Source organism: Paenibacillus sp. P22 (assembly GCF_000469945.2).
Classification (GTDB): domain Bacteria; phylum Bacillota; class Bacilli; order Paenibacillales; family Paenibacillaceae; genus Paenibacillus_O; species Paenibacillus_O humicus.
On sequence record NZ_CBRA020000013.1, the window covers coordinates 16855 to 40715 of the forward strand.

The following is a 23861-nucleotide window of genomic DNA, read 5'->3' on the forward strand; positions in this document are numbered from 1 at the left end:
ACTGTCATGCCGGACTACAACCGGGAAGAGCCCAAGCCGGAGATCGCCCCTCCGGCCTCGCCAGAAGTCGAACCGCCAAAGGAGCCGGAGATTCGGCCCGAGCCTTCCGCTCCGGAGATTCAACCCGGCCCTCAGCCGGTGCCGGAGATTCCGGACTTGCCGTCCGAACCGGGACCGATTCCGGATTCGCCGACCGAAGTCCCGCCGCCCAATCCGCTTTGAGCGGAATTCAGCGGCAAAGGAGCAGCAGAGGGCGCAGGAATGATGCGGTGCCGCATCGAATACAATTTCCATACCTGTTGCGAAGAAACCGAAGCTAGGAAGGTATAGGCCAAAGGCAGTTCAAGGAGGGAAATACCATGAGTTTCTGCTGCGGAGCAAGCATGATTGGAACCAAAGGCAACGCTCAGGCATTACCGGACTCACATCCATAACGTCCCTATTTTGTTCTGCCCGGTTTGCCATCGTGTGGATATTCATTATATGATAGAGAGCGAATATGAAATATTGGCTGAATATGCGCATGGCGACGGAGTGACGGAAGTCGACTTCCAGGATTACGTGGACCAGAAAGGAAAGTCCATCTTCGAGAACTGTGTCAACCACGATCATGAGGATCCGATGGACGTGGTGGCCAGCCAGATCGACATGGCTCTGGACCTGCTGAGCTTTTCCAAGCAGCTCGGGGACCACGCATGGGAAGAAGAGCTGAAGAAGCGGCTGGCGATTTTGAATCTTCGCCGCAACAAGCTCAAAGCCAAGCGGGCTTCCGAGGGATTCTGCTGACCGATGCCATTCAATGCCTCCTGGATGCAGGAGGCATTTTTTATTTTCGTCCACTCCCATTAACGGAGCGTTGCCTCCGAATGATATAGACAAAGCGAGGTGCAGCCCTTGCTGCTGATGCTGTTCAAAAGATGGCTTGGGCTTTCAGCCAGGCGCAAAGAGGAGTCCGGGCACAAGGCGGATTCGCTGAACCGGCTGATCAAGCAAGCGCAGGATGGGGACAGGACAACCCGGGAACGCCTGATCGCCGACTACCGGCCCTTTATCCTGAAGGTCACAAGCCGATTCTGCAAGCGATATGTCGATCCTTCCCGGGATGACGAGTTCAGCATTTCGCTGATCGCCTTCGATGAAGCGATCAGCCAGTTCTCGCCGGAATCCGGCCGTTCGTTCGCGGGATTCGCCGAGACGGTCATCCGCCGGCGGCTTATCGATCATGTCCGCAAGGAACAGCGGCATATCCGCTCCCTGCCGGCCGGCTCCTTCCAAATGGAGGAAGAAGAGGAGACGTTTTATTCCCTCGCGTTCAACAGGCAGGCGGTGCTCCGCTTCAACCAGGATCAGGAAGCAGAGGAGAGGCGCCAGGAAATCATGGAATTCACGGCTGAGCTGGCAGCCTACGGAATCCGATTCGCGGATCTGGCGGAATCATCTCCGAAGCATGAGGATTCCCGGATTCTTCTGCAGGGAATCGCGGCGAAGCTGGCCAAGCAGGACCGCTTGTTCAGCGTCCTGCTGGCTACCCGGCGGCTGCCGGTCAAGGAGCTTACGGAACTATCCGGCGTGTCGCGCAAGACGATCGAGCGCAACCGGAAATATTTGATCGCCGTATCGCTGCTCGTCCACGGGCGGTACCCCTATTTGAAGCATTATATACATATAGAAGCGCTCAAGGAGCAAATCGAGAAGAAGGCAGGAGGGACAGGGCTGTGAGCAGCAGAGGCATCGTCATGGAGGCCAGAGGCAACAAGCTGGTCGTGCTGACGCAAGAAGGCGGCTTCCGGAAAGTGAGGGGGCTCGGAGACGAGAGAATCGGCCAAGAGATCGTCCTTACGGCACAGCGGAAGCTGCTCAGAATGCCCAAGGGCCTCATTCCCGCCGCCGTCATTCTGATTCTGATCGCCCTGCCTGCTTTCTGGGCGGCTCGGGCCGAGGCTCACCCGGTGGTCGCTTACCTCAGCCTGGATGTGAATCCCAGCTTTGAAATCGGCGTGGACCGCGAACTGAACGTGCGCAAGCTGGAGGCGATGAACGACGATGCCCTTCCGTTCGTGGAAGGACTTCAATACGAGGGGCTGCCCGCCGAAAAGGTCATGGAGCTGCTGGCCCGGAGACTGGCGGAATCTTCCTATCTGGGCAGCGGCGGCGGAGCGGAAGTCATCCTGGCCGGAGTCAAGCTGGATGCGGGAGCGGGCAATGCGGTGGCGCAGCTGAGCCGGCAGGCCGAGCAGGCGCTGCTGAGCGCAGCCGGTTCCGCCCAAGCTTCCGGAATCCATGTCACCTCGCTGGAATCCACCGAGGCGGTTCGGGAGGCGGCGGCCGCCAAAGGCTTGTCCACGGGCAGAATGACGGTGTATCTGCTGGCCAAGAGCCAGGGCTACAATGTCAGTCTGGATCAATTCCGCAGCGGGGCGATTCGGGAAGTCCTCTCCTGGGACGGAGGCGTGGACGCTTTGGTCGGCGACAGCCAAAAAATCGGCAGCGAGAAGCTGCAGGAGCAGCTTGAACGCGAGAAGAAAGTCGCTGCGACCGCGCTTCCTCCCGCATCTCCCGTACGAAAGGCATCTCCAGCTCCCCAGGAGCGGCCTGCCGGCGCAGCCGTCCGCCAGCAATCGGCCAAGCCGTCAGCGTCTCCCAAGCCGTCAGCGTCTCCCAAGCCGTCAGCGAAGGCTTACAAGCGGGATGCAGCCGGGGCAGGGGACAGATCGGGCGCCGAGCGGATTCGCGATTCCAGACAGCGGGCGGAGCATCGGCATTGGCAGGGCGGAGAGCCTGAATCGTTCGGCGATCCGGAACGGAAGCGCCTCGAGGCCGAAAAGCTGCTGAAGGAAAAAGCTGAAGCCGCACGCGCAAAACTGGATGACAAGGCGCGCAAAGCATGGCAGAAACGAAGAGCAGAGATTGAGGAAGCCTTGAAGCGCCGTCATGAAGAAATGGAAAGGCATGCCGGACAGCAGCGCGGCCATAACGAACAGCGCAAGCCGAATTGACCCCGCGCCGGAAGCCCGCTCCACACCTATCCTGATGCTTCCGAAACTAGCAATATTCGACATTATTTCCGATTGACACTGATATTGGCGAAACCTATGATAAATGTACGAATACGACGGCTTGAACACGTATCCAAGCATCCAGAATGGAACGGGGGGGCGGACTCGTACATGGAGATGGAATTGTTCAACATCAACAATGTCAAGGATGCCATCAAGGCTCGCCAGAGAGGCAGAGAGCTTGCGAGGGATCTCGGCTTCGGTATCATCGACCAGACGCGGATCGCGTACGCCATATCGGAATTGTCAGGCTGTTTCGTGGAAATGCATCAAAGGAGCCAAATGCTGATGGGACGGGTAAGGGGCGATTCCGGTGAAACCGGAATGGAATGGTCCTTGATCGGCAGCAGCGATTTTTCCCCCGAGATGGAGGAAGAATGGAAATCGCTCTGGTCCGAGGAATGGGATATGGCCATTACCCGCCGAGTCGGCACCTGCATCACTTTCCGCAAGTGGCTGCCTCCCTCCTACTACATGGACTCTACGCCGGTGCAGCTTCAGCTGTTCGCCACAGGAGAGGAGCAGAGTTAATGCAGGCAATTCGAAAGCGCTATTTTCCGGCGCTTGCCGAATACATCCGCAGCGGTAGCGAGGCTTCGCTCTATCAGGCTACGGAACTTGGGAAGACCTTTCACAATATCGGCCCCGAAGAGGTTATAGCCGTCCATGAAGAATGCATGCGCAACATCGTCCTCAACGTAGAGTCGGAGGAAGCGCTGGAACTGTACAACCGGTCCTTTCTTTTTTTGATCGAGCTGATGGTCGCCTACCGGTTCCGGCATCAGCAGGAGCGGACGCCGGATCAGAGGTACACGGAGATGCGGGAGATGCTCTCCCGCTCTTATCGTTCCTTCGAGAGGGTCAAGAGCAAGTATGAGAATGTCCTGCAGCATATGGACAGCGGCATCGCCCTCTTCGACAACGACAACATGCTGACGTTCATGAATCTGCAGATGGCGAGATTCCTGGACGTTCCCCGCAAAACGCTGATCGGCTGCAGCATCCTCGATATTTTGAGGCATCAGCAGCTGAGCCGCACGACGAGGCGGCTGCTGGTGAGGCTCTACCGGGAAATCATCCTTCGCCGAAACAAATACTTCGAGTTCCAGGACAGCAGCGGACGGCATCTGCTGATTACGGCCACCTCCAGCGAGCAGCTGGACGGCGATTATCTGATCAGCATGAAGGACGTGTCCGAGTACAAGCAGATCGAGCAGACGGCATACCAGAACGACAAGCTGGCGATGCTAGGCAAGATCGCCGCATCCATCGCGCATGAAATACGCAATCCCCTGACCTCGATACGGGGATTCATCCAGCTGCTCCGGCCTCATCTGGTCGAGCTGGGCAAAGAAGAATACGCCAAGATCATGGTGGCCGAGATCGACCGGGCCAACGACATCATCTATGAGTTCCTCAACTCCTCCAAGCCTACGGCACCGATGAAGCAAACCATCTCCCTGACATCATTGCTCAAAGAAGTCAGCCTGCTCAGCGAGAGCGAGGCGCTCCTGCACAATTGCGAGATTTACCTGGAATCGCATGAAGTCGACATGCTGGTCTCCATCGACGTCAAGCAGATCAAGCAGGTCGTTCTGAATATATTCAAGAATGCGATGGATGCCATCGGAGAGCTGAACGGGGAGAGGCCCGGAAGGATCGATGTGGTGCTGCGAAGACAAGCCGGATTTGCCGAAATCACTGTCAAGGACAACGGCAAAGGAATGGATCGTTCGACGCTAAACCGTCTGTTCGATCCTTTTTTTACGACCAAGGAGTCCGGCACGGGTCTCGGCTTGTCGGTCAGCTACCGGATCATCCGCAATCACGGCGGCACGATCCGCGTTACCAGCTCTGCCGGTCAAGGCACGGTGTTCACCGTTTATTTGCCAATCGCAGAGTAAGGGCTTAAAATCGGGAGGGTACAAGCTCCCGTTTTTTTGCTTTTTAATAGACGGGATAGGGAAAGGATGACAACAATGAAAATCAAGTTGAAATATACGGAGCCTCAATCCAACCAGGATTGGGAGCTGATCATTCGGCCGGTGGATGCTGCCGGCCTGCAGGAAGAGAACGATGCAACAGCAGCCGGGCAGGAAGAGGATCCGCTCTCCGTTCCGGCCATTCGGCAAGCGGTTCAGGCACTGGCGTCCAAAGGGCTGCTCAAAAGCGGCCAGCCCGGGCAGACGATGCCTCTTCTCGGGCTTCATCCCGCAGGCAGCGCGGCATTCATCGGCTTGTCCTCCGGCACTCTGGATGCGGACGACATCCGCCGCCTCGGAGCGTTGGCTTCCAAGGAAGTCCGCGCCAGCCGCGCCTCTGCCGCAAGGCTGCTCGTAACGGCGCAGCTGTACGGCGGAACAAGCGGCTGCACGACGGCTCAAGCCGGCCAGGCTCTGGCGGAGGGCATCCTGCTCGGTGCCTATGACCGGACCAAAACGACGGGAGCTCCCAAGGAGCAGGCTTCGGCGGAGCTGGCTGTCCATCTTCCAGACGGCGTCGATGCCGATCTGCGGAAGCAGTGGGAAGCGGGCGTCCAACGGGGCATCGTCATGGCCGAAGCGGTCGCCGAGGCCAGGGATCTCGTCCATCTTCCGGCGAATGAGCTGATTCCGGAGGCGCTCGCCGAACATGCGGAACGCCTTGCCGCCGAGTACGGCCTGGACTGCGAAGTCATCGACGAGTGGAGCGCCCACGAGCAGGGCATGGGCGGACTGCTCGCGGTAGGCAAGGGAAGCCAGCATCAGCCGCGAATGATCGTGCTCCATTATGAGGGCGATCCCGGCAGCGAGGAGAAATGGGGCCTCGTCGGCAAAGGGGTCACCTTCGATACGGGCGGATACTCCTTGAAGCGGATCGCGGGAATGGAAGACATGATCATGGATATGGGCGGGGCGGCAGCCGTGCTCGGAGCGATGCGCATCATCGCAATCGAGAAGCCGAAGGTCAACGTGGTGGCGGTCATTCCAGCGGCGGAGAACATGATTTCCGACCGGGCTTTCAAGCCGGGAGACGTCGTGACGATGATGAACGGCATGACGGTGGAAATCGTCAACACCGATGCGGAGGGACGCATCGTGCTGGCGGACGGCCTTACGACAGCGATTCGGCGGGGAGCGACAAAGCTTGTCGATGTCGCGACGCTGACCGGCGCGGTCGTGGCGGCTTACGGCGATATCACCTCCGGCATCATGGGCAACGACGACGAGCTGCTGAGCGGCTTGCAGGAAGCCTCCAAGCGGTCCGGCGAGCGGGTGTGGCCGCTGCCGGCCTATCCGGAGTACCGGAAGCAGCTCGATTCCGAGGCCGCCGACCTGAAGAACAAAGGCGGCAGCTACGCTGCGGCCAGCATCGCCGGCATGTTCATCGGGGCTTTCGCGGAAGAGAAGCCTTGGCTTCACATCGACATCGCCGGTACGGCTTGGATCAGCCGCGCACGAGGCTGGGAAACCAAGGGCGCGACCGGAGTCATGACGCGGACGCTTGCGGAGCTGCTGCTCCGAGGATAGAGACGGACATCACCATGCCGGGATGCCGGCATGCGGGACTCGGTTTGCCTTTGCGTTCTTCACCGTTTTCCCGTATTATAGTAAGAAAGTTTATGATGAAGGAGTTCTGTGCCCATGTCTTCCAAAAACAGCATCAGCAAAATCGTCGACTGCACGGTCCGTGATGGAGGTCTTGTCAATAACTGGGATTTCAGCATTGAGTTTGTGCAAGATTTGTATCGCAGCCTGGATGAGGCCGGCGTTGAATATATGGAGATTGGCTACAAGAATTCGCCCAAGCTGCTCAAGGGTGCCGACTCTGCCGGTCCTTGGCGCTTCCTGAACGATGACTTCCTGCGCAAAGTCATCCCGAACAAAGGGAATACGAAGCTGTCCGCGCTCGTGGACATCGGCCGAGTGGACGAAGCGGATATTCTGCCTCGCGTCGACAGCATGCTGGATCTGATCCGCGTCGCCTGCTACATCCAGGATGTGGACAAGGCACTGGAGCTCGTGTCCTTGTTCCATGAACGCGGCTACGAGACGACGCTCAACATCATGGCGCTGTCGAACGTCATGGAAAATCAGCTGATCGAGGCATTCGAAGCCATCCGCGAGAGCGTCGTCGACGTGGTCTACGTCGTCGACTCGTACGGCAGCCTCAAGCCGAACGACATGGCTTACCTGATCGACAAATTCAAGCAGCATTTGCCGAACAAGAAGCTGGGCGTGCATACGCACAACAATCAGCAGCTTGCTTTTGCCAATACGCTGCTCGCTGTCGACAAAGGCGTGGAATTCCTCGACACCTCCGTATACGGCATGGGCCGCGCTGCCGGCAACTGCAACACGGAGCTGCTCGTATCGCATCTTCCGAATACGAAGTACGAAGTGCGCCCCGTGCTCGAAATGATCGAGAAGCACATGATTCCTCTTCGCGAGAAGGAAGAATGGGGCTACATCATGCCGTACATGATCACCGGCCTGCTCGACGAGCATCCGCGTTCCGCGATGGCGCTGCGCAGCTCCGACAACAAGGACAACATCGTCGATTTCTACGATCAGCTTACAACGCCGGAGATTCTTCATTCCAAGTAATCTCCCGGCAGGGCATGCGATTCTGGTAATTGTCGAGCCGGAATGGCTGACCGCGATGGATGGGCCCATGATTTGCAGGTACAGCCCGCTTGTGCTTTCATGACGAAAGCGCAGGCGGGCTTTTTCTATGATATCTTTTGCGCAAGAAGGGAGCTTCTGCAATGTGTGGGCTCTCTAATGCAAGAAGCATACTCCAGCGCATCTTTAATCAACCCGCAGCTTCCATGATCATGCCAATGACCGTACCTTTTGTTTTGTCTCGCGCAGGCTATGAATTTGTCCAATCTGTCCTTGAACGATTCGGACTGATTTTTTGGCTCTGTGTCGTATCGATTCGAACCCGCCTGAAATTCTCATATGCCTGTTTATCCTCCTTTAGCCGCTGCTCCATCTCCGTATCTATCCGAAAAGAGTCAGGGTCCACATCGGGAAGAGCCTTTCTTCCCTCGTCTCTCATCAACCCCAGCTTTGCGAGGCGGCGAACACGTTCGTTGTTCAGTTCCGTCCATGAGCTGTTCCTGAAGCCGAATTCTCAACTCTTCTCTCGAATTTATTTGAACGGGATTTTCAATTTCCATACAATAAACTCCTTCGACTGTTCATTGATTTGGATTTTATTCCTATAGGTATTAAAAAAGATCGAGGACAACAGTCTGTCATGCATCCGCATAAACTCCCGAAAATACAGCCGAGTTCGGCAAACCGGCAAATCTAAAGCGGGTCCAAGCCCGTTCCGCAACTTTAGTCCGAGTCAGAGGGAGCCTTCTGGATGGAAGCGGTCCCGCCCGACGAAAAAGAGGAGATTTACAGCCGCGGCATAACCTGATATCTTGATGAAGCTTCCCACGGGAAGCTTGCAAAAGCAAAATGAGAGCGGCTTCATGACCTAAGGCGAGCCGCTTGCCATAAGGAGGAATCGGGATGTACCGCGTATTGCTGGCCGATGACGAAGCCGACGTGAGGGAAGGCCTGTTGAGCGAAATCGATTGGGAAGCCTGCGGATTCACCGTAGCGGGCACAGCCGAGAACGGCCTGGAAGCGCTTGAGCTTGCCCAGCGCCTGGAGCCTGATGTCGTCATTACAGACATTCGGATGCCGTTCGTCGACGGGATGGAGCTGGTCCGCAGGCTGAAGGCCGAATCGCCTCTTGTCAAAACGGTCATCCTGACCGGCTACGACGAGTTCGATTATGCCCGGCAAGCCGTCTCTCTCAGCGTGGACGAATATTTGCTCAAGCCGTTCTCGGCTGCGAGCCTGACCGAGCTGCTGCATAAGCTGCAAACGCGCATGGAGCTTGAAATCGCAGAGCGGGAGGACATGCGCAAGCTCAAGGAGCATTATCATACGAGCCTTCCCCTGCTGAAGGCCAACTTCCTTTCCTCCCTGCTGCATCGAAAGCTTCCGGAGCCGGTCATCCGGGATAAAGCCCGCCATTACGGCTTGAGCCTGGAAGGAGAGGGCTGCTCCGTTTCGGTCATCAGTCTGGACAGCGCCGCAGCGGAGGCGGAGCTGCCTGCTCAGGCGGTCCAATCTCTGCGAACTTCTCCTGATGTCGATCTCAAGCTGTTCGCCGTGCTCAATATTGCCGGGGAAATATGGGAGGGCAGGGAATTCGGAACGGCGTTCATCCATCAGGACCATGTCGTTCTGCTTGGCTTCGGCAAGACGGACGAGTCCTGGAAGGAGAGGCTGCAAAACGCTCTGGAACATATCGTCCGCAGCGTCGAGCATTATTTGCGCATGCCTGTCACGATCGGCTCCGGAGCGGCCAAGGGCGGGCTGAGCGGCATCAAGTCATCGTACGACGAGGCTCTGCTCGCGCTGGATTACCGGCTCGTTCCCGGCACCGGCCGAATTCTGTTCATCGAGGATGTGGAGAGGCGAGGCTCCTCTCCTCTGCTGCTCGATGAGCTGCGGCAGCAGGCTCTGTCCCGCTGCCTGAAGGTCGGAACCCCGGAGGAGCTGGAAACGGTCCTTGAGACGATCTTCGGGGAGATCAGGGCGGAGCATGCTTCGAGCGGCATCCAGCTCTACTTGAGCGAGGTGCTGACGACGGTCTGGCGTACCGCCCAGTCCTCCGACGTCGACATGGAGGATGTGCTCGGCGCCGGCTTCCAGCCCTATGCCGAGCTCGTCCGGATGACCGGGCTGGCCGAAGCCCGCCGCTGGATAACGGAGATGTGCGGGGCCGTCATGGGCAAAATCTCCGGGAAGCGGCAGCATGCCTACCGCGATCTGATCGAAGAGGCGATGTCCTTTACACGGGAACGCATTCATGACTCGGATCTGTCGATTCCGATGGTATGCTCCCATCTTCATATCAGCGCCGGCTATTTCTGCGGCTTGTTCAAGAAGGAGGTCAAGCTGACCTTCCTCCAATACGTCATGCAGCTTCGCATGGAAAGGGCGCAGGAGCTGCTTCGGACGACGGAGCTCAAAGCGTTCGAGATCGCCGAGCGCATCGGCTTCTCCGAGCCGAATTACTTCAGCTTCTGCTTCAAGAAACATACCGGCAGCACGCCGAAGGAATACCGGAGCCGGATGAAGGACGTCAGTCCGTCCGGACAGGAAGGATGAGGGGCGGAATGTTCCGGCTGGAAATGCCGGGCTGGATCAAGCAGAAGCTGCGGAAATCGCGGGTGAGCAGCATCCAGTCCATCGTCATCTGGTCCTTCTCCATCATGATCGTGGTCGCGATTACGACCGTAGCCGTCCTTCTCCACGAGAAATTTTCGGCTTCCACCGAGCGGAGCGCCTTTCTTGCCGCCAGGCAGACGGTCGACCAGGTCAGCTACAACCTGGAGGACTATATCAGCGGCATGGCCGGTTTTTACAGAGCCATCGAGGTCAACATGCTGAAGAACGGCGAATGGGACGGCCAGCAGGTGGACAAGCAGCTGGACACGCTGATGGGCAGCCGCGACGACATCGTCTCGATCACGCTGTTCGACAGCGGCGGCAAGCTGCTCAAGAACCGTCCTGCAGCCGCTCTCAGGCCGAGCGCCAACGCGACCGGCCAGGGATGGTTCCAGGCGGCGGTCCGGGTGCCGGATCATCTCAGCTTTTCGCTCCCCCATATCCAGAATTTATACAAAGGCTCCTACCAGTGGGTCGTATCCATGAGCAAGCGGATCACCGTCGTCCGCGACGGCCGGCCGCAGGAGGTGATCCTGCTCGTGGACATGAACTTCAAGCAGATCGACGAGCTGTGCAGCCGGATCAGCCTCGGCCATCGCGGTTATGCCTATATCATCGACGAAGGCGCAGGCAACATCGTCTACCATCCCCAGCAGCAGCTCATCTATATGGGGCTCAAAAGCGAGAATGTCGAGCAGGCGCTCGTCGCTTCTTCGGACTATGTGGAGGACATGAACGGGAACAAGCGTCTCATCACCGTCAAATCCGTCGCCAATATCGGCTGGAAAATCATCGGGGTTTCGTACATGGACGATATCCTGACGAGCCGCGAGGAGGTCAACCGCTATCTCGTCCGCGTCGTGGCCGGCGTTCTCGTGCTTGTCGTGCTCGTCAGCATGCTGCTCGCGATGTCCATCGTCCGTCCCATCAAGCGCATGGAGCGGACGATGCGGGCCGTGGAGAGGGGCAACTTCGACGTGGAGCTGCCGGTCGAGGGGCCGCTTGAGGTGGAGCGGCTGTCTCGCCGGTTCAACCTGATGATCCATAAGATCCGCCAGCTGATGAAGCAGATCGTCCAGGAGCAGGAATCGAAGCGCAAGCATGAGCTGGAAGCGCTGCAAGCCCAGATCAATCCCCATTTCCTGTACAATACGCTGAACTCCGTCGTCCGCATGGCCGCGATGAGCCGGGGAGAAGAGGTCGTCACGATGATCACCTCGCTCTCCAAGCTGTTCCGGATCAGCCTGAGCAAAGGGCAGAATGTCATTTCGGCCCGCGACGAGCTTGAGCACGCCCATCATTATCTGGTCATCCAGCAGATGCGCTTCGGACGCAAGTTCCGGTTCTCCATTACCGCTACCGAGGAAGCGGAAGCCTGCATGACGCCGAAAATCGTGCTCCAGCCCTTGATCGAGAACGCGATCGAGCATGGACTGGAATATTCCGTGGAGGAGGGAACGATCGACATCTCCGCGGACGTCGTGGACGGGATGCTCGTGTTCCGGATCGAGGACAACGGAGCCGGGATGGATTCCGTCAAGGCAGCCCTGCTGCTGCACGGAGCTTCCGTGCCGGATGCGGGGCGCGAGCCTTCGGCGACGGGCAAAGGCTCCGGAGTGGCGGTGAGGAACATCCATGACCGCATCCGGCTTTATTACGGAGCGCCGTACGGCCTGGAATTCAAGAGCGAGCTGGAGGAAGGAACGGTCGTATGGGTCCGGATGCCGGCGATCAAGGAGGTCGATGACCATGAATAGAAGTTTGGCCGCGGCGTGCGGATGGCTGTCTCTGCTCTTGCTGGCCGCTGCCGCCTCGGGATGCGCGGGCGCCGCAAGCAAGGAGAAGCCTGCCGAAGCGCAGATCGCGCTCATCGCTCCGCAGAGAAGCGGGGGCGCTTGCCGATTCCATCCGGCTTGGGGCGGAGGCGGCGGCGAAGGAATACGGCAGCCAGCTCCTCTATATGGACGCCAACGTCAGCGACTCCGGCGAGGAGGGCCAGCTCAAGGCTGCGCAAAGGGCGATCGCCCTGGGCGCGTCGGTCCTTCTGCTTGACCCCGACAGCGAGCAGCAGCTCCGGCTCATTGCCGCGGAAGCGGGCAAGGCGGGGGCATCGGTCGTGACGCTGAACGACACCTACCCGGTCGAGGGGGTCGCGAGCAGCATATCGATCAACAACCGCGAAGCGGGAAGGATGGCCGGCGAGGCGATGGCGGAGCTGCTGCATGGCAAAGGAATCGTTTCGCTGCTCGGCTCGGATTCCGCGGCTCCGGGATATGAGCAGCGGGAGCTGGGGGTCGTGGAGGCTTTGGGGAGACACAAAGAAATTACGGTGCATACCGGCTATTCCTGCGGAAGCTCCCCGGACGGCTGCGCCGAAGCGGCGCGCCTGCTGATGGAGCAGGCTGACGGCGTAGTCGCCCTGCAGGAGCAGGGAGTGCTCAGCACCGCGCAGGAAACCGTGAAGCGGGGGCTGTCCAGCCGCGTCAAGATCGTCGGCTTCGGCAGCGAGGTTCCTCAGCTGGAGCTGCTTCAGGACGGAATCATCGACATTCTCGTCGTGCAGAGCGGCTTCAACGCCGGGTATCTCGGCATGCAGCAGGCGCATGAGCTGCTGGAAGGCGGCCATGCCGACCGCACCGTCACGCTGGATACGAAGGTCGTGAATCCGGACAGCATGTTCTGGATGGACAATCAGAAGCTTCTGTTCCCTTTCGTAAAGTGAAAGGAGGATCCGAGCCGAATCACATGAAGATTTTGATAAAACAGATGAAAATCTTCTATTCGAATCTTCTGCAAACCCTTTCATAATAAAGAGGAGAACAGAACCGGGAGGTCAAAGGATATGAAAAAAAGAGCGACATTGGCCATAGTGATGGCGGCGGTCATGGTTACGGCTGCGGGCTGCGGCTCGAACAACAACAGCGGCAGCGACGCCGGAAGCGGCAACGGCGGCGGCGACAAGCCGAAAATCGGCGTGGCGATCTATAAGTTCGACGATACCTTCATGACAGGCGTCCGGAATGCGATGACGAACGCGGCCAAGGACAAGGCGGAGCTGGATATCGTCGACAGCCAGAATGCCCAGGCGACGCAGAACGATAAAGTGGATCTGTTCATTTCCAAGAAATACAAGGCTCTGGCGATCAATCCGGTTGACCGCACGGCAGCCGGCGTCATCATCGACAAAGCCAAGCCGGCCAACATCCCGGTCGTCTTCCTGAACCGGGAGCCGGTCGCCGAAGACATGAACAAATGGGATAAAGTCTACTACGTCGGCGCCAAAGCCGAGGAATCGGGCACGCTGGAAGGCCAGCTCATCGTCGACTACTGGAAAGCCCATCCGGAAGCGGACAAGAACAAGGACGGCATTCTGCAGTATGTCATGCTGCAGGGCGAGCCGGGGCATCAGGATGCCGAGCTGCGCACGAAGTACTCCATCCAGGCGATCGAGGACGCAGGCATCAAGGTCGAGAAGCTGGAGCAGGATACGGCGATGTGGGACCGCACCAAAGGCCAGGATAAGATGCAGACTTGGCTCGCAGCCCGCGGCGACAAAATCGAAGCGGTTCTCGCGAACAATGACGACATGGCCTTGGGCGCGATCGAAGCCCTCAAGGCAGGCGGCTACTTCACAGGCAGCAAGTTCATGCCGGTCGTAGGCGTGGATGCGACGGCCCCGGCCATTCAGGCGCTGCAGGACGGCACTTTGCTCGGCACGGTGCTCAACGACGCCAAAAACCAGGGCGCGGCTACGGTTGCGCTGGCGACGGCATTGGCCAAAGGCGAGACGCCTACGAAGGACAATACGGGCTACGACATTACGGACGGCAAATACGTCTGGATCGCCTACAAAAAGATCACCAAGGACAATGTAGCCGACGCTCAGTAATTCTGAGTCTCCATGCAGGAAATAGAAACGCGAAGGGCTCGCGGCTTGAACAAGCGGGCCCTTTTGCTCTCTTGACGGGAGCCTGTCCCCGAGCGGCGATTCGGTCAGGCGATGAAATCGTCCTTTGCCGTCTTGCAGACGGCGGAGCCGTTGGACGCGTTCGCAGCCATGGCAGGCTGGAAATGGCCGGGCTGTGGCCCGCGCCAGAACCTAGAACGTAATCAAGGAGGTGCAGCGATGATCAGCTCACCCTATTTGCTCGAAATGAGAGGCATATCCAAAGCCTTCCCCGGCGTGCAGGCGCTCGACAAGGTCAATCTCAAGGTTCGGCCCGGCACAGTGCATGCGCTGATGGGAGAGAACGGAGCCGGCAAATCCACCCTGATGAAATGTCTGTTCGGCATCTACAAGCCGGATGAAGGAGAAATTCTCCTCGGCGGCGAGAGGGTGGATATTCCCAACTCCAAAGCTGCTCTCTCGCACGGAGTGTCCATGATCCACCAGGAGCTCCATCCCGTTCCGCATCGCAACGTCATGGAAAATATTTGGCTGGGCCGTTTTCCGATGCACTGGCTCATGTTCGTGGACCACAGGCGCATGCTGAGCGACACGAAAGAGCTGCTGCAGGATTTGAACCTGGACATCGACCCCCATGAGTTGACCGGGTCGCTGTCCGTATCCAAAATCCAGTCGCTGGAAATCGCGAAAGCCGTCTCCTTCCATTCCAAGGTCATCGTCATGGACGAGCCGACCTCTTCCTTGACGGGCAACGAAGTCGAGCAGCTGTTCGAAATCATCCACAAGCTGAGGAGCCGCGGCGTTTCCATCATTTATATCTCGCATAAAATGGAGGAAATTTTGCGGATCTCGGATGAAGTCACCATTATGAGGGACGGCAAATACGTCGGCACCTGGGATGCCGAGGAACTGACGACGGATCTGATCATCAGCCGCATGGTGGGCCGCGATTTGAGCGAGCGGTTCCCGGAGCGGTCGAATACGCCATCGTCGGTCATTTTGAAGGCCGAGGGGCTGACCTCCTCCAATCCGATGTCTTTCAAGGATGTAAGCTTTGAGCTGCGCCGAGGGGAAATCCTCGGAGTCGGAGGCCTGGTCGGCGCCCAGCGCACGGAGCTGATCGAAGCGTTGTTCGGCCTGCGGCATCTCAAGACGGGCACGATCTCCATCGACGGCAAGAAAGTAGCCATCAAATCGCCGGCTGACGCCAAAAAGCATAAAATCGCGCTCCTCACCGAAGAGCGCCGCACGACCGGCATTTTCCCGGTGCTATCCGTCTATGAGAACACGATTGTCGCCAACATGGGGCGCTACCGCAACGCCTTCGGCCTCATCGACGAGAAGAAGGGACGCAGGGAGGCGGCTGAGAATGTCGCCCGATTCCGTACGAAAACACCGAACGTGGACACGCAGATCCGCAACCTGTCCGGCGGCAACCAGCAGAAGGTGCTGCTCGCCAGATGGCTGCTTACCGATCCGGATATCCTGCTGCTCGATGAGCCTACCCGCGGCATCGACGTCGGGGCCAAATTCGAAATCTACACGATCATCGCCGAGCTCGCGAAGCAGGGCCGCTGCATTATCATGATCTCCTCGGAGATGCCGGAGCTGCTCGGCATGTCGGACCGGATCATGGTCATGAGCGAGGGCCGGATGACCGGCATTCTCGACGGCCGCAAGGCAACGGAGCAGGAAATCATGCGCCTCGCCGCGCAGCAGCGGATGGCTTAGCAGAAAGGAATGAACGACTATGAGCACGCAAATGAATACTCCAGCCAAGAAACCGGCCGGCCGGGCCGTCCTTGACTACCTGAAATATCTCGTCACGCAGAGAGCGATCTTCCTCGTCCTGATCCTGCTGGTCGTGGCGATCGCGATCATGGACCCGAACTTCCTCGCCTACTCGACTCTGCGGGATATTCTGCAGCAGAATTCCACCCGGGCGATCATCGCTCTTGGAGCAGGCTTCATCCTCATTACAGGCGGCACCGACTTGTCGGCGGGACGGGTCGTCGGCCTCACGGCTGTCGTCTCGGCATCCATGCTGCAGATGGACAAATACGCGAGCAAGTTCTATCCCGACCTGCATGAAATTTGGATCGGCTGGCCGATTCTCATCGGCATCCTGGCCGGCGTGCTCGTCGGCTGCGTCAACGGCTTCATCATCGCCAAGCTGAAGGTGCCTCCGTTCATCGCTACCCTCGGCACCATGGTGGCGGTGTATGGACTCAACTCGCTGTATTTCGACAGCGATCCCAACAACTCGCAGCCTATCGCCGGCTTGCGGGATGACTTCAAGAAGCTAGGCTCGGGTTATATCGACTTCGGAGGCGGCTACACGCTGCCGTATATTGTCCTGATCGCCATCGGAATCGGCATCGTCTGCTGGATTCTGTTCAACAAAACACGGCTGGGCAAAAACATGTACGCCATCGGCGGCAACGTCCAAGCCGCACATGTATCGGGCATCAACGTTGCCCGCAATCTGATTTTCATTTATGCGATCGCCGGAGCCTTGTATGGCGTAGGCGGCGTCCTTGAGGCTGCCCGCACCGGCGGAGCGACGAACAACACCGGCAACATGTACGAGCTGGACGCCATCGCGGCCTGCGTCGTCGGCGGCGTTTCGACGGCCGGCGGCATCGGCACCGTGCCGGGCATCATGGCCGGCGTCCTCATCTTCGGCGTCATCAACTACGGCCTCACGTTCATCGGCGTCAGCCCCTATTGGCAGCTGATCATCAAAGGGCTGATCATCGTCGCGGCGGTCGCTTTCGACATCCGCAAGTATGTAGCGAAACGCTAATCGGAATTCCGGCGTAGAGAAACGGGAGACGGCAGCCAAGCGGCTGCCGTTTTCGATTATGGAGATCAATAGAGGTCAGCCTCTCCAAAGAATCAGGCTTCGACGAAAATGGCGATGGCCACTTACAAGACTTGGGATGGTATAATAAGGCAAAAGCATGCTGGAATTCTGGAGACAAGGAAGAAAAAATGAACTTTTTCGGCGGCGGCGAAAAAACACGAGGGATTGAATCGGAAGGCAAAGAATCCTTTAAGGGACAACGATCTTCACAAACGGCTGAGAAGCTCGATAAAGAAGAAAGAATGCTTCTTCATGCAGGCAGGAGGTGCGATCGATGATGAGAGACAAAATTCCTCGTTAATCTCGAGGCCCGCCTTCCTATTTGGTTCTCTTATTAGCCGGAGGATCAAAAAAAGGAGGAGAAGCATGACAACGGACTTGGAAAACCAGTGGAAAGAGCTGCGTTTTGGAGTTGAAATCGAATTTATCGGAGGCAGGCCGCAGGAGCTGGAGCTGCTGCCGGGCTGGATCATGTCGCTGGACGAGAAGCAGATCGACGAGACCGGCATGAGGTCGGGCAGCGAGCTGAAGCCGCCGCCGCTGCGCTGGGAGGACCGCGGCCAGCTCCGCATCATGCTGGATCGGCTGGCCGCTCAAGGCGCCGCCGCGAACTGGAGCTGCGGACTCCATGTGCATGTGGAGCTGGCTGCATACGGCGAGAGCATCCTGCTGCCTCTTCTTGAAGCGGCGCTGCGATGCCAGGATGCGCTTGCCAGGCTGCTTGAGTCGAGTCCGCATCGAAGGCTGTACTGCCCGCCTGTCGCGAAGGCCATGGCCGAAGCATTCCGATCCAGCCATGATCCGCTAGCCGTCAGGCATTTCGGCAGGCCGCAATCGCATCGCTGCGGCATTAATATCCGGCCCTGGTTCGACATCGGAACGGTCGAGATCCGTTATGCCAACGGCTCTCTTGATTATGGGGAGATCATGCGCACGGTGGAGCTCTGCCTGCGTTTCGTCGCAGCCGTAGGAGCCGGAGCCGCTCTGCCGGATAATCCCGAGGAGCTGGCAGCCGCGCTGAACGCGCCGTTTGGCGGATATCCTCCTCCTATCGAGCCGCCGCGATGGTTCAAGGAGAGAATGTGGCTGGAGGAAGCCATGATTCCCGTATTCACGCCTTTGATCGCCATGCTGGCGCCAGAGGCGGAGCTGCACCACATCCTTCCCGTACCGGACGGACTTAGAACGGTCATTGAATTTCCGGGAGGAGAGCAATGGGAATATGATTGGCGCCCCACGGCTTCGGGATGGGAAAGATTCCATCCAAATGAAAGAATCCAAATCCGATAGATTTCAATAAAATCGATTCAATTCGAGAATGCAGACGCCTAGCAGCATGGGAGGGACGGAAAATCAAGGCTCGTCATCTGGGGTATCTATTCATCATCCTGCTGTTGATGGCGGCTTTTACCGTACCGTCGGATGATGACTATCATCGTTACTTGAGCCAGGAGCATGGAGTCAAATGCCTGGTGTATGATCCGGAGTGCCTGCCGGGCTCCAAAAAATCCAGTACGGAGCAGATCGGCAACTACATTGCGTACATGCAAGCGCGGACGCAGCTCGAAGACGGCGGCGAGATCAGCGTTGTAGGCATTTTCGGCCATTTTTTCGTTCTCGAGAATAACTTGAATTAGATCGATGGATCATCCGCTTCCGGGCTATGCGGATGCGGCTTCAATTCAAGGACGAAAAAGGAGCGATTGAATATGGACATCGGCAAGAGGAAGGAAGAGCTGGCATCGACATGGAAAGAGCTGCGCGGCCAGCGCAGCCGGCTTCCGCTAGCTCCGGACGGAGCCGGAGGCAGCGGCGAGCTGGAACGCCTGCTTGATCGCGCCGAGGCGGAGCTGCTCGAACCGGAGGCCGCCGAAACCGGCGGAGAGGAACGGCTGCGCCTGCTGGCGCTTGTGTCCGGCCTGCATCTGTGGAACGGCAGCCTGGATCGTTCCCATGAGCTGGCGCAGAATCTGGATACGACCGAAGGAAGCTATCTGCACGGGATGATGCATCGGATGGAAGGGGATTACGGCAACGCGAACTATTGGTTTCGTGTGGCCGGAGGCCATCCCGACGCGCAGCGGCTGCAGGCGGAGGCAATCAAGCTGGCTGACGGAGGCGGCATCGCGGATGAAGCGCTTGTCCGCAAGCTGAAGAGGGGCGCGGAATGGAATGCAGCCCTGTTGACGGATTTATCGGCGGCTTCGTCGCTGACCGGCCACGCCAGTCCCGAGACGCAGCTGCTGGAGCAGCTTCAGGCGCTGGAGCTGTCGGCCTTGCTGGACCGTCTGGCCGGGATTGGGAGCAGGTTGGCATAAGCTTGCAGGGGAGGAAAAGAGATGTATTCGACCGGGCAAATAATCTCTACGGTGGTCATGCTGATTGTGTTGTATTGGCCGGTATATAAGCTGACCCGAAGAGTGAGGGAGCTGGAGGACAAGGTCAGCGAGCTGGAACAGCGCTGAGCACGATTCTTAATCCCTGCCTCCCTGGATTCTCGTATGTAGGCTAATCCGAAGCGACGATCCGCACGGATACGCCGCTGCATTTAGTTCAGCAGGGCAGGCATTAAAGGGCATCTGGCCTGCCCCATGAATTCTACAGTCCTCGAAGCTCACCATCCCCGCGCAGAGCGGCGGCATGGTGGGCTTTGTTGGCATGGAAGTAGGCCCGGCCCTGGAGCGCCCTGCCGTCGGTTGTCCGTGCGATCAGGCTGATCTGGATATCGGCGGCTGTATAGAAATAATCGAGCAGCTCCTCGTCCCGGATTCCATTCACATCGACATACCAAAGGCGGGATCCAGCCTCCGTCACGACGACCAGATCGGCCGATTCCATGTTCAGGCGGCGTCTCCATTCCCCATGTTCAATCTCAAGCGTCAGCAGCCGGTAGGTTTCCATTGCGCATTCTCTCCTAGAAATGGATTCAGGTTCAGGTTTGTTTTTTCAGGATGGACCCGCGATTAGATCTGTTTCCGATTGTAAGGACGGACAGTCCGCATTGCAACCTTTTGGCTGCCCGGGGCGTCTGGACGAAAACAGCGGATATGGATGGAGAATCCAATTGTTTGCTGAGCTTTGGGGGGATTCACGATGCGGCTGAAGAGAGAAAAACGCGCGAAAGGCAGCATGGCGGCAGGGCTTGCCGTCCTGATCCTGCTGGCCGGATGCTCTTCGGAGGCCGGCGGGGAACGGGACGGGATATCCGCAGATACCGGCTCCCATAGCCGTGCGCCTGCGGCAGTAAGCGGCGATGCAGCCTCTCAGGCAATGGCTTCTTCAGCCGGAGAGGGAGCCATGGACAACGGACCTTCGAAGAAATCCAAAGGTTCCAAGGACATAAGCATCGCCCAGTCGGAGATGGGCGAAAGCCTTCCGGCAGAAAACAAAAAAAAGCAATCCCGAGCCTCAGCCGGGCATGCTGACGGCCGGCGAATGGAATGATCATGCGGCTTGGAGCAAGTGGAAGGACCTGAGCAGCGGCGGAGAAGGGAGCGGATACATCCGGCTCTGGGGATTCGATACCCGCTATCGGATGGTCGTCAGCGTCACACGGGACGGCTCGCCGGCCGTCGACGTTCCGGTCAGGCTCCAATGCGGACAGGATGACGGCTGGTCGGCCCGGACGGACAATACGGGCAAAGCGTATCTGTTCGCCGCACTGGCGTCTTCCCGGGATTTGATCGGGCGGGAGGGCTTCGGGGATGAACCGGCCGCTCCGCAAGGCACAGGCGAATTGGAAGACAATGGCCAGTCCAATGGCGGCTTCTCGCCGGAAGCTTCCTCCTGCCGGATCGAGGCTGCTCCGGAGGGCGGCAGTCCGGCGTCCCGGACGCTGGAGCAATCGGACTGGAAAGCCGGGACGGCGGCGATCAGCCTGGACGGAAGCGGCATGCAGCCGTCCGAGGTGCTCGATCTCATGCTCATGGTCGATGCGACCGGCTCAATGGCCGACGAGCTGAAGTATTTGTCGGAAGAGCTGAGCAACGTCGTCCGTCAGGTGAAAAAGAAAAACGGGCAAACCCTCGAAATCAGGGTAAGCCCGAATTTTTACCGGGACCGGCATGATGAATACGTCGTGAGGCCGTTCCCGTTCACGACCGATGTCGTCGAGGCTCAGGGACGCATCGCGGCCCAGGAAGCGGACGGCGGCCAGGACTACCCGGAGGCAGTGGACGAGGCGTTGGAGAACGCCGTCTCCGGCCACGATTGGAGCAAGAGCGCGAGGGCGCGCCTGCTTCTGCTCGTGCTCGACGCTCCGCCGCATCGGGAACAAGCGGCGGCGGAGCGGATCCGCCTGATGGCGGCCGAGGCGGCGAAGCAAGGCATCCGCATCATTCCGGTCGCCGCCAGCGGGGCGGATCTGGAGACGGAGATGCTCATGCGCACGCTTGCCGTCGCGACCGGAGGAACCTATGTGTTTCTGACGGACGACAGCGGCATCGGCGACAGCCACAAGAAGCCGGAGGGCGCCACCCCGCAGATCATGCCGCTCAACGATCTGCTTGCGGATCTGATCGGCCGTTACGTCAGCGCCTCGATCGGATGAAATACGCATCCTCCAGAGTCGGCTCCATGGCCTCGAACTCCGGTCCGGGGGATTCCGCGGATATGATGCGGACCCGGCGGCAATTTCCTTCGGGTCGTACCTGAAGCATCGATTCCGCAGGCAGCAAGGCATAGCGGGAGGCATCGACCGTGCCTTGCCAGACCGAGAGGGGAAGCCCTCCGGTCCATTCGCGGGCGGAGCCGAGAAATCCCGGCCTGCCTTCATGAAGCCACAGCACGCGGGTAGCCCAGGCTTCCCATTCGTTCAGCTCATGCGAGGACACGACGACCGTTCTCTTGCGGGCATACAAGGCAAGAAAACGAATGAAGCGCAGCCTCTCCAGCGAGTCCAGCGCGTTGAGCGGCTCGTCCAGAAACAGATAATCCGGCGAGCCGATGACGGACTGGGCGAGCGCGATCCGCTGGCGGATGCCTTGCGGCAGCGTCTTGATGGCGCGGCGCCGGTAAGGCTCCAGCTGGAACTGGGCAATCACTTTGTCCGTCTCCGTCATTCCGGCTTCTCCCTTGAGCTCGGATAAATACTTGAGCAGACGCTCGGTTTTCATATCCTCGTACAGCTCCAGGCCGGTAGGCACATAACCGATCGAAGCCCGGATGGAGGCAAGATCCCTGTCGGGAGTCAGCGTCCCGTAGCGGATGGAGCCCCGGTCGGGGAATTCGGCCGTCGCCAGCAGCTGGAGCAGGGAGGACTTGCCCGAACCGTTGGATCCCGACAGCACGGTAATGCCCTCTTTCAGCACGAGACGCGGAACTTGAAGGACGAAGCTCCTCCTCTGCCAGCGAATGCCGCTCAGTTCGATCATGGCGAAGTCACGGCCTCCCTATACGACCCTTTTGATGACGAGGCTGCGTCTGTAGGACAGCAGCGTCATGAGCGCTCCCGCTCCAAGGCAGCTCCAGTAGATGGCGTTGCGGATCGCATCCGGAGCCGCTTGCCCGGAGACGGGGGAGCGCAGCGCATACTCCATCACATTCCAAGCCATCCAGAACACCGATCCCATGACAAACGCCATCTTGACGCCTGCGCGCAGCATAACGTAGGAGGCTCCTCCCGCGATAAGCAGAATCAGCGACATCCATTGCAGCATGAACGGAAGAACGGGAAAGCTGTCCATTCTGGTAGCCATGTACAGCGAGGCCGCGATTCCGAAGAGGACGTTCAATCCGCCGACGATCATGACTCTGGCCATGAGCAGCAGAGCCGGCGGGTAGGGAGTGATGCTCTCGACCGTTCGCATTTCCTTGTTCCAGCTGCGGAAGCTGTACAGCAGTCCGGAGAGGAACATCATCGGCAGGAACAGCGACAGCTTGCTGCTGATGTCCGTCAGGCCGGACCAGCCTTCTTCTTCCATGCCTGCCGGGAGCACATAGAGCAGCATCAGGAATACGCCGAGGCTTGCCAGCCAGTATGCTCTCGAGTAGGCGCTCAGCTGCGTGCGAAGCAGCTTGGCCAGAGACGGGCGCTTATGCGCCGAGGAGGCTTCCGCCCGCCAATCGGCCGCCGAGCCTCCGCCGAGCGCCGGCTTCAGCCCGTCGAAGGCCGGCTGCAGCGCCGCGAGCAGGCGGGTCGTATCCTGGGCCGTCACGGGACGGACCGTCAGGGAAGACAGAGGCTCCCGCAGTTCCTTCTCCAGCTCCATCCATTCCTTGTCATTCGGCAATTCCATCTTGCTTCCCTCCCTCTGCGCGCACCCGCGCGTTCTTGTCGCCCGCCAGCCTTGTCTTCAGCCTGCGAAGCGCTTTGTACAAATGGGTTTTGACCGATCCGAGCGGCAACTGAAGCACGTCGGCAATATCCTGCAGCTTCAAATCCTGATAGAAGCGCAGCATGACGACCTCCCGCTGCACCTGCGGCAGCTCCTCGAGCGATTGGCTGATCTCGCGGCGCGTTTCCTGCCGTTCGGCAAGCTCCACGACCGAAGGACGCTCGTCCTTGCGTTCCGGAGGCTCTCCGAAACGGTTGCGGTCGGTCTGGTAAGCGGAGCTCTTCCAATAGTCGCGGCATTGGTTCATCGCCACCCGGTACAGCCAGGCTTGCACGTTCTCGGGATTTCTCCGGTCCTTGAGCTGCCGGATCAGCTTGAGAAACGTTTCCTGCACAACATCCTCCGCCCTCCCGGGATCCTTCAGCTGCCGCTGCAGGAACCCGGACAAAGGGGCGTGGTAGCGGTGCACCAAAGCTTCGAAACAGGCCTGGTCTCCTTCCATCATTCCCTGGACCAGCTCTTCGTCCGTCACGG

General features: G+C 58.8%; 23 protein-coding genes and 2 pseudogenes. 20 read left to right on the top strand and 5 right to left on the bottom strand.

The genetic code is table 11. The features are described 5' to 3' along the window. Positions 1-6: 6 nt before the first annotated feature. The 8 genes and pseudogenes from BN871_RS04030 to BN871_RS04065 all read left to right on the top strand — a co-directional run bounded on the left by BN871_RS04030 (position 7) and on the right by BN871_RS04065 (position 7642). Positions 7-222, top strand: coding sequence for a hypothetical protein (locus BN871_RS04030; RefSeq protein WP_021878421.1), 216 nt, complete (start codon positions 7-9; stop codon positions 220-222). A gap of 137 nt (positions 223-359) precedes the next feature. Beyond that, a pseudogene (locus tag BN871_RS04035) lies at positions 360-786 on the top strand (hypothetical protein). A 117-nt stretch (positions 787-903) separates the two neighbouring features. Further along, positions 904-1719, top strand: a complete 816-nt coding sequence (gene sigI, locus BN871_RS04040; RefSeq protein WP_232312799.1) for an RNA polymerase sigma factor SigI — start codon at positions 904-906, stop codon at positions 1717-1719. Further along, positions 1716-2996 (top strand): anti-sigma factor domain-containing protein, encoded by a 1281-nt coding sequence (locus BN871_RS04045; RefSeq protein WP_021878424.1) that lies wholly within the window; start codon positions 1716-1718, stop codon positions 2994-2996. The genes sigI and BN871_RS04045 overlap by 4 nt, the downstream gene beginning before the upstream one ends. A 171-nt stretch (positions 2997-3167) precedes the next feature. After that, positions 3168-3587: a hypothetical protein gene (locus BN871_RS28185; RefSeq protein WP_048744722.1), complete on the top strand. Its 420-nt coding sequence runs from the start codon at positions 3168-3170 to the stop codon at positions 3585-3587. Then, positions 3587-4960: an ATP-binding protein gene (locus BN871_RS04055; protein WP_048744724.1), complete on the top strand. Its 1374-nt coding sequence runs from the start codon at positions 3587-3589 to the stop codon at positions 4958-4960. Before BN871_RS28185 ends, BN871_RS04055 begins: the two co-directional genes overlap by 1 nt. 75 nt (positions 4961-5035) lie before the next feature. Then, entirely contained in the window at positions 5036-6565 is a 1530-nt protein-coding gene (locus BN871_RS04060; RefSeq protein WP_048744726.1) for a leucyl aminopeptidase, read from the top strand. A gap of 114 nt (positions 6566-6679) precedes the next feature. Beyond that, positions 6680-7642: an aldolase catalytic domain-containing protein gene (locus BN871_RS04065; protein WP_048744728.1), complete on the top strand. Its 963-nt coding sequence runs from the start codon at positions 6680-6682 to the stop codon at positions 7640-7642. Positions 7643-7863: 221 nt separating this feature from the next. Here BN871_RS04065 and BN871_RS30090 read toward each other — a convergent pair. After that, a pseudogene (locus BN871_RS30090) lies at positions 7864-8162 on the bottom strand (YdeI/OmpD-associated family protein); the annotation flags it as partial. A gap of 401 nt (positions 8163-8563) precedes the next feature. Here BN871_RS30090 and BN871_RS04070 point away from each other — a divergent pair. From BN871_RS04070 to BN871_RS29575, 10 genes are all read left to right on the top strand, one after another. Further along, on the top strand, positions 8564-10219 hold the full coding sequence (locus tag BN871_RS04070) for a response regulator (RefSeq protein WP_048744730.1): 1656 nt from the start codon (positions 8564-8566) through the stop codon (positions 10217-10219). Positions 10220-10227: 8 nt separating this feature from the next. Next, positions 10228-12036 carry a sensor histidine kinase gene (locus BN871_RS04075; protein WP_048744731.1) on the top strand — a complete coding sequence of 603 codons (1809 nt, stop codon included), beginning with the start codon at positions 10228-10230 and terminating at the stop codon, positions 12034-12036. A gap of 149 nt (positions 12037-12185) precedes the next feature. Next, positions 12186-13001, top strand: coding sequence for a substrate-binding domain-containing protein (locus BN871_RS04080; RefSeq protein ID WP_269745403.1), 816 nt, complete (start codon positions 12186-12188; stop codon positions 12999-13001). 120 nt (positions 13002-13121) lie between these two features. After that, the gene (locus tag BN871_RS04085; RefSeq protein ID WP_048744733.1) at positions 13122-14168 is read left to right on the top strand and encodes a galactose ABC transporter substrate-binding protein; all 1047 of its coding nucleotides are present in this window, start codon (positions 13122-13124) and stop codon (positions 14166-14168) included. A 237-nt stretch (positions 14169-14405) separates the two neighbouring features. Continuing rightward, complete coding sequence (locus BN871_RS04090; RefSeq protein ID WP_048744734.1) at positions 14406-15917, top strand: sugar ABC transporter ATP-binding protein; 1512 nt, start codon at positions 14406-14408, stop codon at positions 15915-15917. A gap of 31 nt (positions 15918-15948) precedes the next feature. Next, the gene (gene mglC / locus BN871_RS04095) at positions 15949-16992 is read left to right on the top strand and encodes a galactose/methyl galactoside ABC transporter permease MglC (RefSeq protein ID WP_048744764.1); all 1044 of its coding nucleotides are present in this window, start codon (positions 15949-15951) and stop codon (positions 16990-16992) included. A gap of 426 nt (positions 16993-17418) precedes the next feature. Further along, positions 17419-18342: an amidoligase family protein gene (locus BN871_RS04100; protein ID WP_048744736.1), complete on the top strand. Its 924-nt coding sequence runs from the start codon at positions 17419-17421 to the stop codon at positions 18340-18342. A gap of 182 nt (positions 18343-18524) precedes the next feature. Next, the gene (locus BN871_RS04105) at positions 18525-18689 is read left to right on the top strand and encodes a hypothetical protein (protein ID WP_157054044.1); all 165 of its coding nucleotides are present in this window, start codon (positions 18525-18527) and stop codon (positions 18687-18689) included. A gap of 72 nt (positions 18690-18761) precedes the next feature. Further along, on the top strand, positions 18762-19370 hold the full coding sequence (locus BN871_RS04110; RefSeq protein WP_048744738.1) for a hypothetical protein: 609 nt from the start codon (positions 18762-18764) through the stop codon (positions 19368-19370). Between the two features lie 21 nt (positions 19371-19391). Next, on the top strand, positions 19392-19517 hold the full coding sequence (locus tag BN871_RS29575; protein WP_021878440.1) for a hypothetical protein: 126 nt from the start codon (positions 19392-19394) through the stop codon (positions 19515-19517). 133 nt (positions 19518-19650) lie between these two features. On the opposite strand, the gene BN871_RS04115 is transcribed toward BN871_RS29575, so the two are convergent. Further along, positions 19651-19953: a hypothetical protein gene (locus BN871_RS04115; RefSeq protein ID WP_021878441.1), complete on the bottom strand. Its 303-nt coding sequence runs from the start codon at positions 19951-19953 to the stop codon at positions 19651-19653. Positions 19954-20145: 192 nt separating this feature from the next. On the opposite strand from BN871_RS04115, the gene BN871_RS04120 reads away from it, so the two are divergent. Both BN871_RS04120 and BN871_RS04125 read left to right on the top strand, forming a co-directional pair. After that, positions 20146-20496 (top strand): hypothetical protein, encoded by a 351-nt coding sequence (locus BN871_RS04120; RefSeq protein ID WP_048744740.1) that lies wholly within the window; start codon positions 20146-20148, stop codon positions 20494-20496. Beyond that, entirely contained in the window at positions 20471-21601 is a 1131-nt protein-coding gene (locus BN871_RS04125; RefSeq protein WP_048744742.1) for a VWA domain-containing protein, read from the top strand. The genes BN871_RS04120 and BN871_RS04125 overlap by 26 nt, the downstream gene beginning before the upstream one ends. Here BN871_RS04125 and BN871_RS04130 read toward each other — a convergent pair. From BN871_RS04130 to BN871_RS04140, 3 genes are read right to left on the bottom strand one after another with little or no spacing between them, the layout of a single operon-like run. Next, positions 21582-22424 carry an ATP-binding cassette domain-containing protein gene (locus BN871_RS04130; RefSeq protein ID WP_021882385.1) on the bottom strand — a complete coding sequence of 281 codons (843 nt, stop codon included), beginning with the start codon at positions 22422-22424 and terminating at the stop codon, positions 21582-21584. The genes BN871_RS04125 and BN871_RS04130 overlap by 20 nt on opposite strands. Before the next feature lie 18 nt (positions 22425-22442). Next, positions 22443-23288, bottom strand: a complete 846-nt coding sequence (locus BN871_RS04135; RefSeq protein ID WP_048744746.1) for a hypothetical protein — start codon at positions 23286-23288, stop codon at positions 22443-22445. Next, positions 23272-23859 (bottom strand): RNA polymerase sigma factor, encoded by a 588-nt coding sequence (locus tag BN871_RS04140; protein ID WP_021881956.1) that lies wholly within the window; start codon positions 23857-23859, stop codon positions 23272-23274. Before BN871_RS04140 ends, BN871_RS04135 begins: the two co-directional genes overlap by 17 nt. Positions 23860-23861: the final 2 nt, after the last annotated feature.

What these genes read in the sequence shown, in the direction of transcription:
- BN871_RS04055 (WP_048744724.1), top strand. Translation starts at nt 3,587, where the DNA reads ATGCAGGCAATTCGAAAGCGCTATTTTCCGGCGCTTGCCGAATACATC.
- mglC (WP_048744764.1), top strand. Translation starts at nt 15,949, where the DNA reads ATGAATACTCCAGCCAAGAAACCGGCCGGCCGGGCCGTCCTTGACTAC.
- BN871_RS29575 (WP_021878440.1), top strand. Translation starts at nt 19,392, where the DNA reads ATGTATTCGACCGGGCAAATAATCTCTACGGTGGTCATGCTGATTGTG.
- BN871_RS04060 (WP_048744726.1), top strand. Translation starts at nt 5,036, where the DNA reads ATGAAAATCAAGTTGAAATATACGGAGCCTCAATCCAACCAGGATTGG.
- BN871_RS04070 (WP_048744730.1), top strand. Translation starts at nt 8,564, where the DNA reads ATGTACCGCGTATTGCTGGCCGATGACGAAGCCGACGTGAGGGAAGGC.
- BN871_RS04110 (WP_048744738.1), top strand. Translation starts at nt 18,762, where the DNA reads ATGGACATCGGCAAGAGGAAGGAAGAGCTGGCATCGACATGGAAAGAG.
- BN871_RS04135 (WP_048744746.1), bottom strand. Translation starts at nt 23,288, where the DNA reads ATGGAATTGCCGAATGACAAGGAATGGATGGAGCTGGAGAAGGAACTG.
- BN871_RS04115 (WP_021878441.1), bottom strand. Translation starts at nt 19,953, where the DNA reads ATGGAAACCTACCGGCTGCTGACGCTTGAGATTGAACATGGGGAATGG.
- BN871_RS04065 (WP_048744728.1), top strand. Translation starts at nt 6,680, where the DNA reads ATGTCTTCCAAAAACAGCATCAGCAAAATCGTCGACTGCACGGTCCGT.
- sigI (WP_232312799.1), top strand. Translation starts at nt 904, where the DNA reads ATGCTGTTCAAAAGATGGCTTGGGCTTTCAGCCAGGCGCAAAGAGGAG.
- BN871_RS04030 (WP_021878421.1), top strand. Translation starts at nt 7, where the DNA reads ATGCCGGACTACAACCGGGAAGAGCCCAAGCCGGAGATCGCCCCTCCG.
- BN871_RS28185 (WP_048744722.1), top strand. Translation starts at nt 3,168, where the DNA reads ATGGAGATGGAATTGTTCAACATCAACAATGTCAAGGATGCCATCAAG.
- BN871_RS04085 (WP_048744733.1), top strand. Translation starts at nt 13,122, where the DNA reads ATGAAAAAAAGAGCGACATTGGCCATAGTGATGGCGGCGGTCATGGTT.
- BN871_RS04120 (WP_048744740.1), top strand. Translation starts at nt 20,146, where the DNA reads ATGCGGCTGAAGAGAGAAAAACGCGCGAAAGGCAGCATGGCGGCAGGG.
- BN871_RS04130 (WP_021882385.1), bottom strand. Translation starts at nt 22,424, where the DNA reads ATGATCGAACTGAGCGGCATTCGCTGGCAGAGGAGGAGCTTCGTCCTT.
- BN871_RS04100 (WP_048744736.1), top strand. Translation starts at nt 17,419, where the DNA reads ATGACAACGGACTTGGAAAACCAGTGGAAAGAGCTGCGTTTTGGAGTT.
- BN871_RS04090 (WP_048744734.1), top strand. Translation starts at nt 14,406, where the DNA reads ATGATCAGCTCACCCTATTTGCTCGAAATGAGAGGCATATCCAAAGCC.
- BN871_RS04075 (WP_048744731.1), top strand. Translation starts at nt 10,228, where the DNA reads ATGTTCCGGCTGGAAATGCCGGGCTGGATCAAGCAGAAGCTGCGGAAA.
- BN871_RS04125 (WP_048744742.1), top strand. Translation starts at nt 20,471, where the DNA reads ATGCTGACGGCCGGCGAATGGAATGATCATGCGGCTTGGAGCAAGTGG.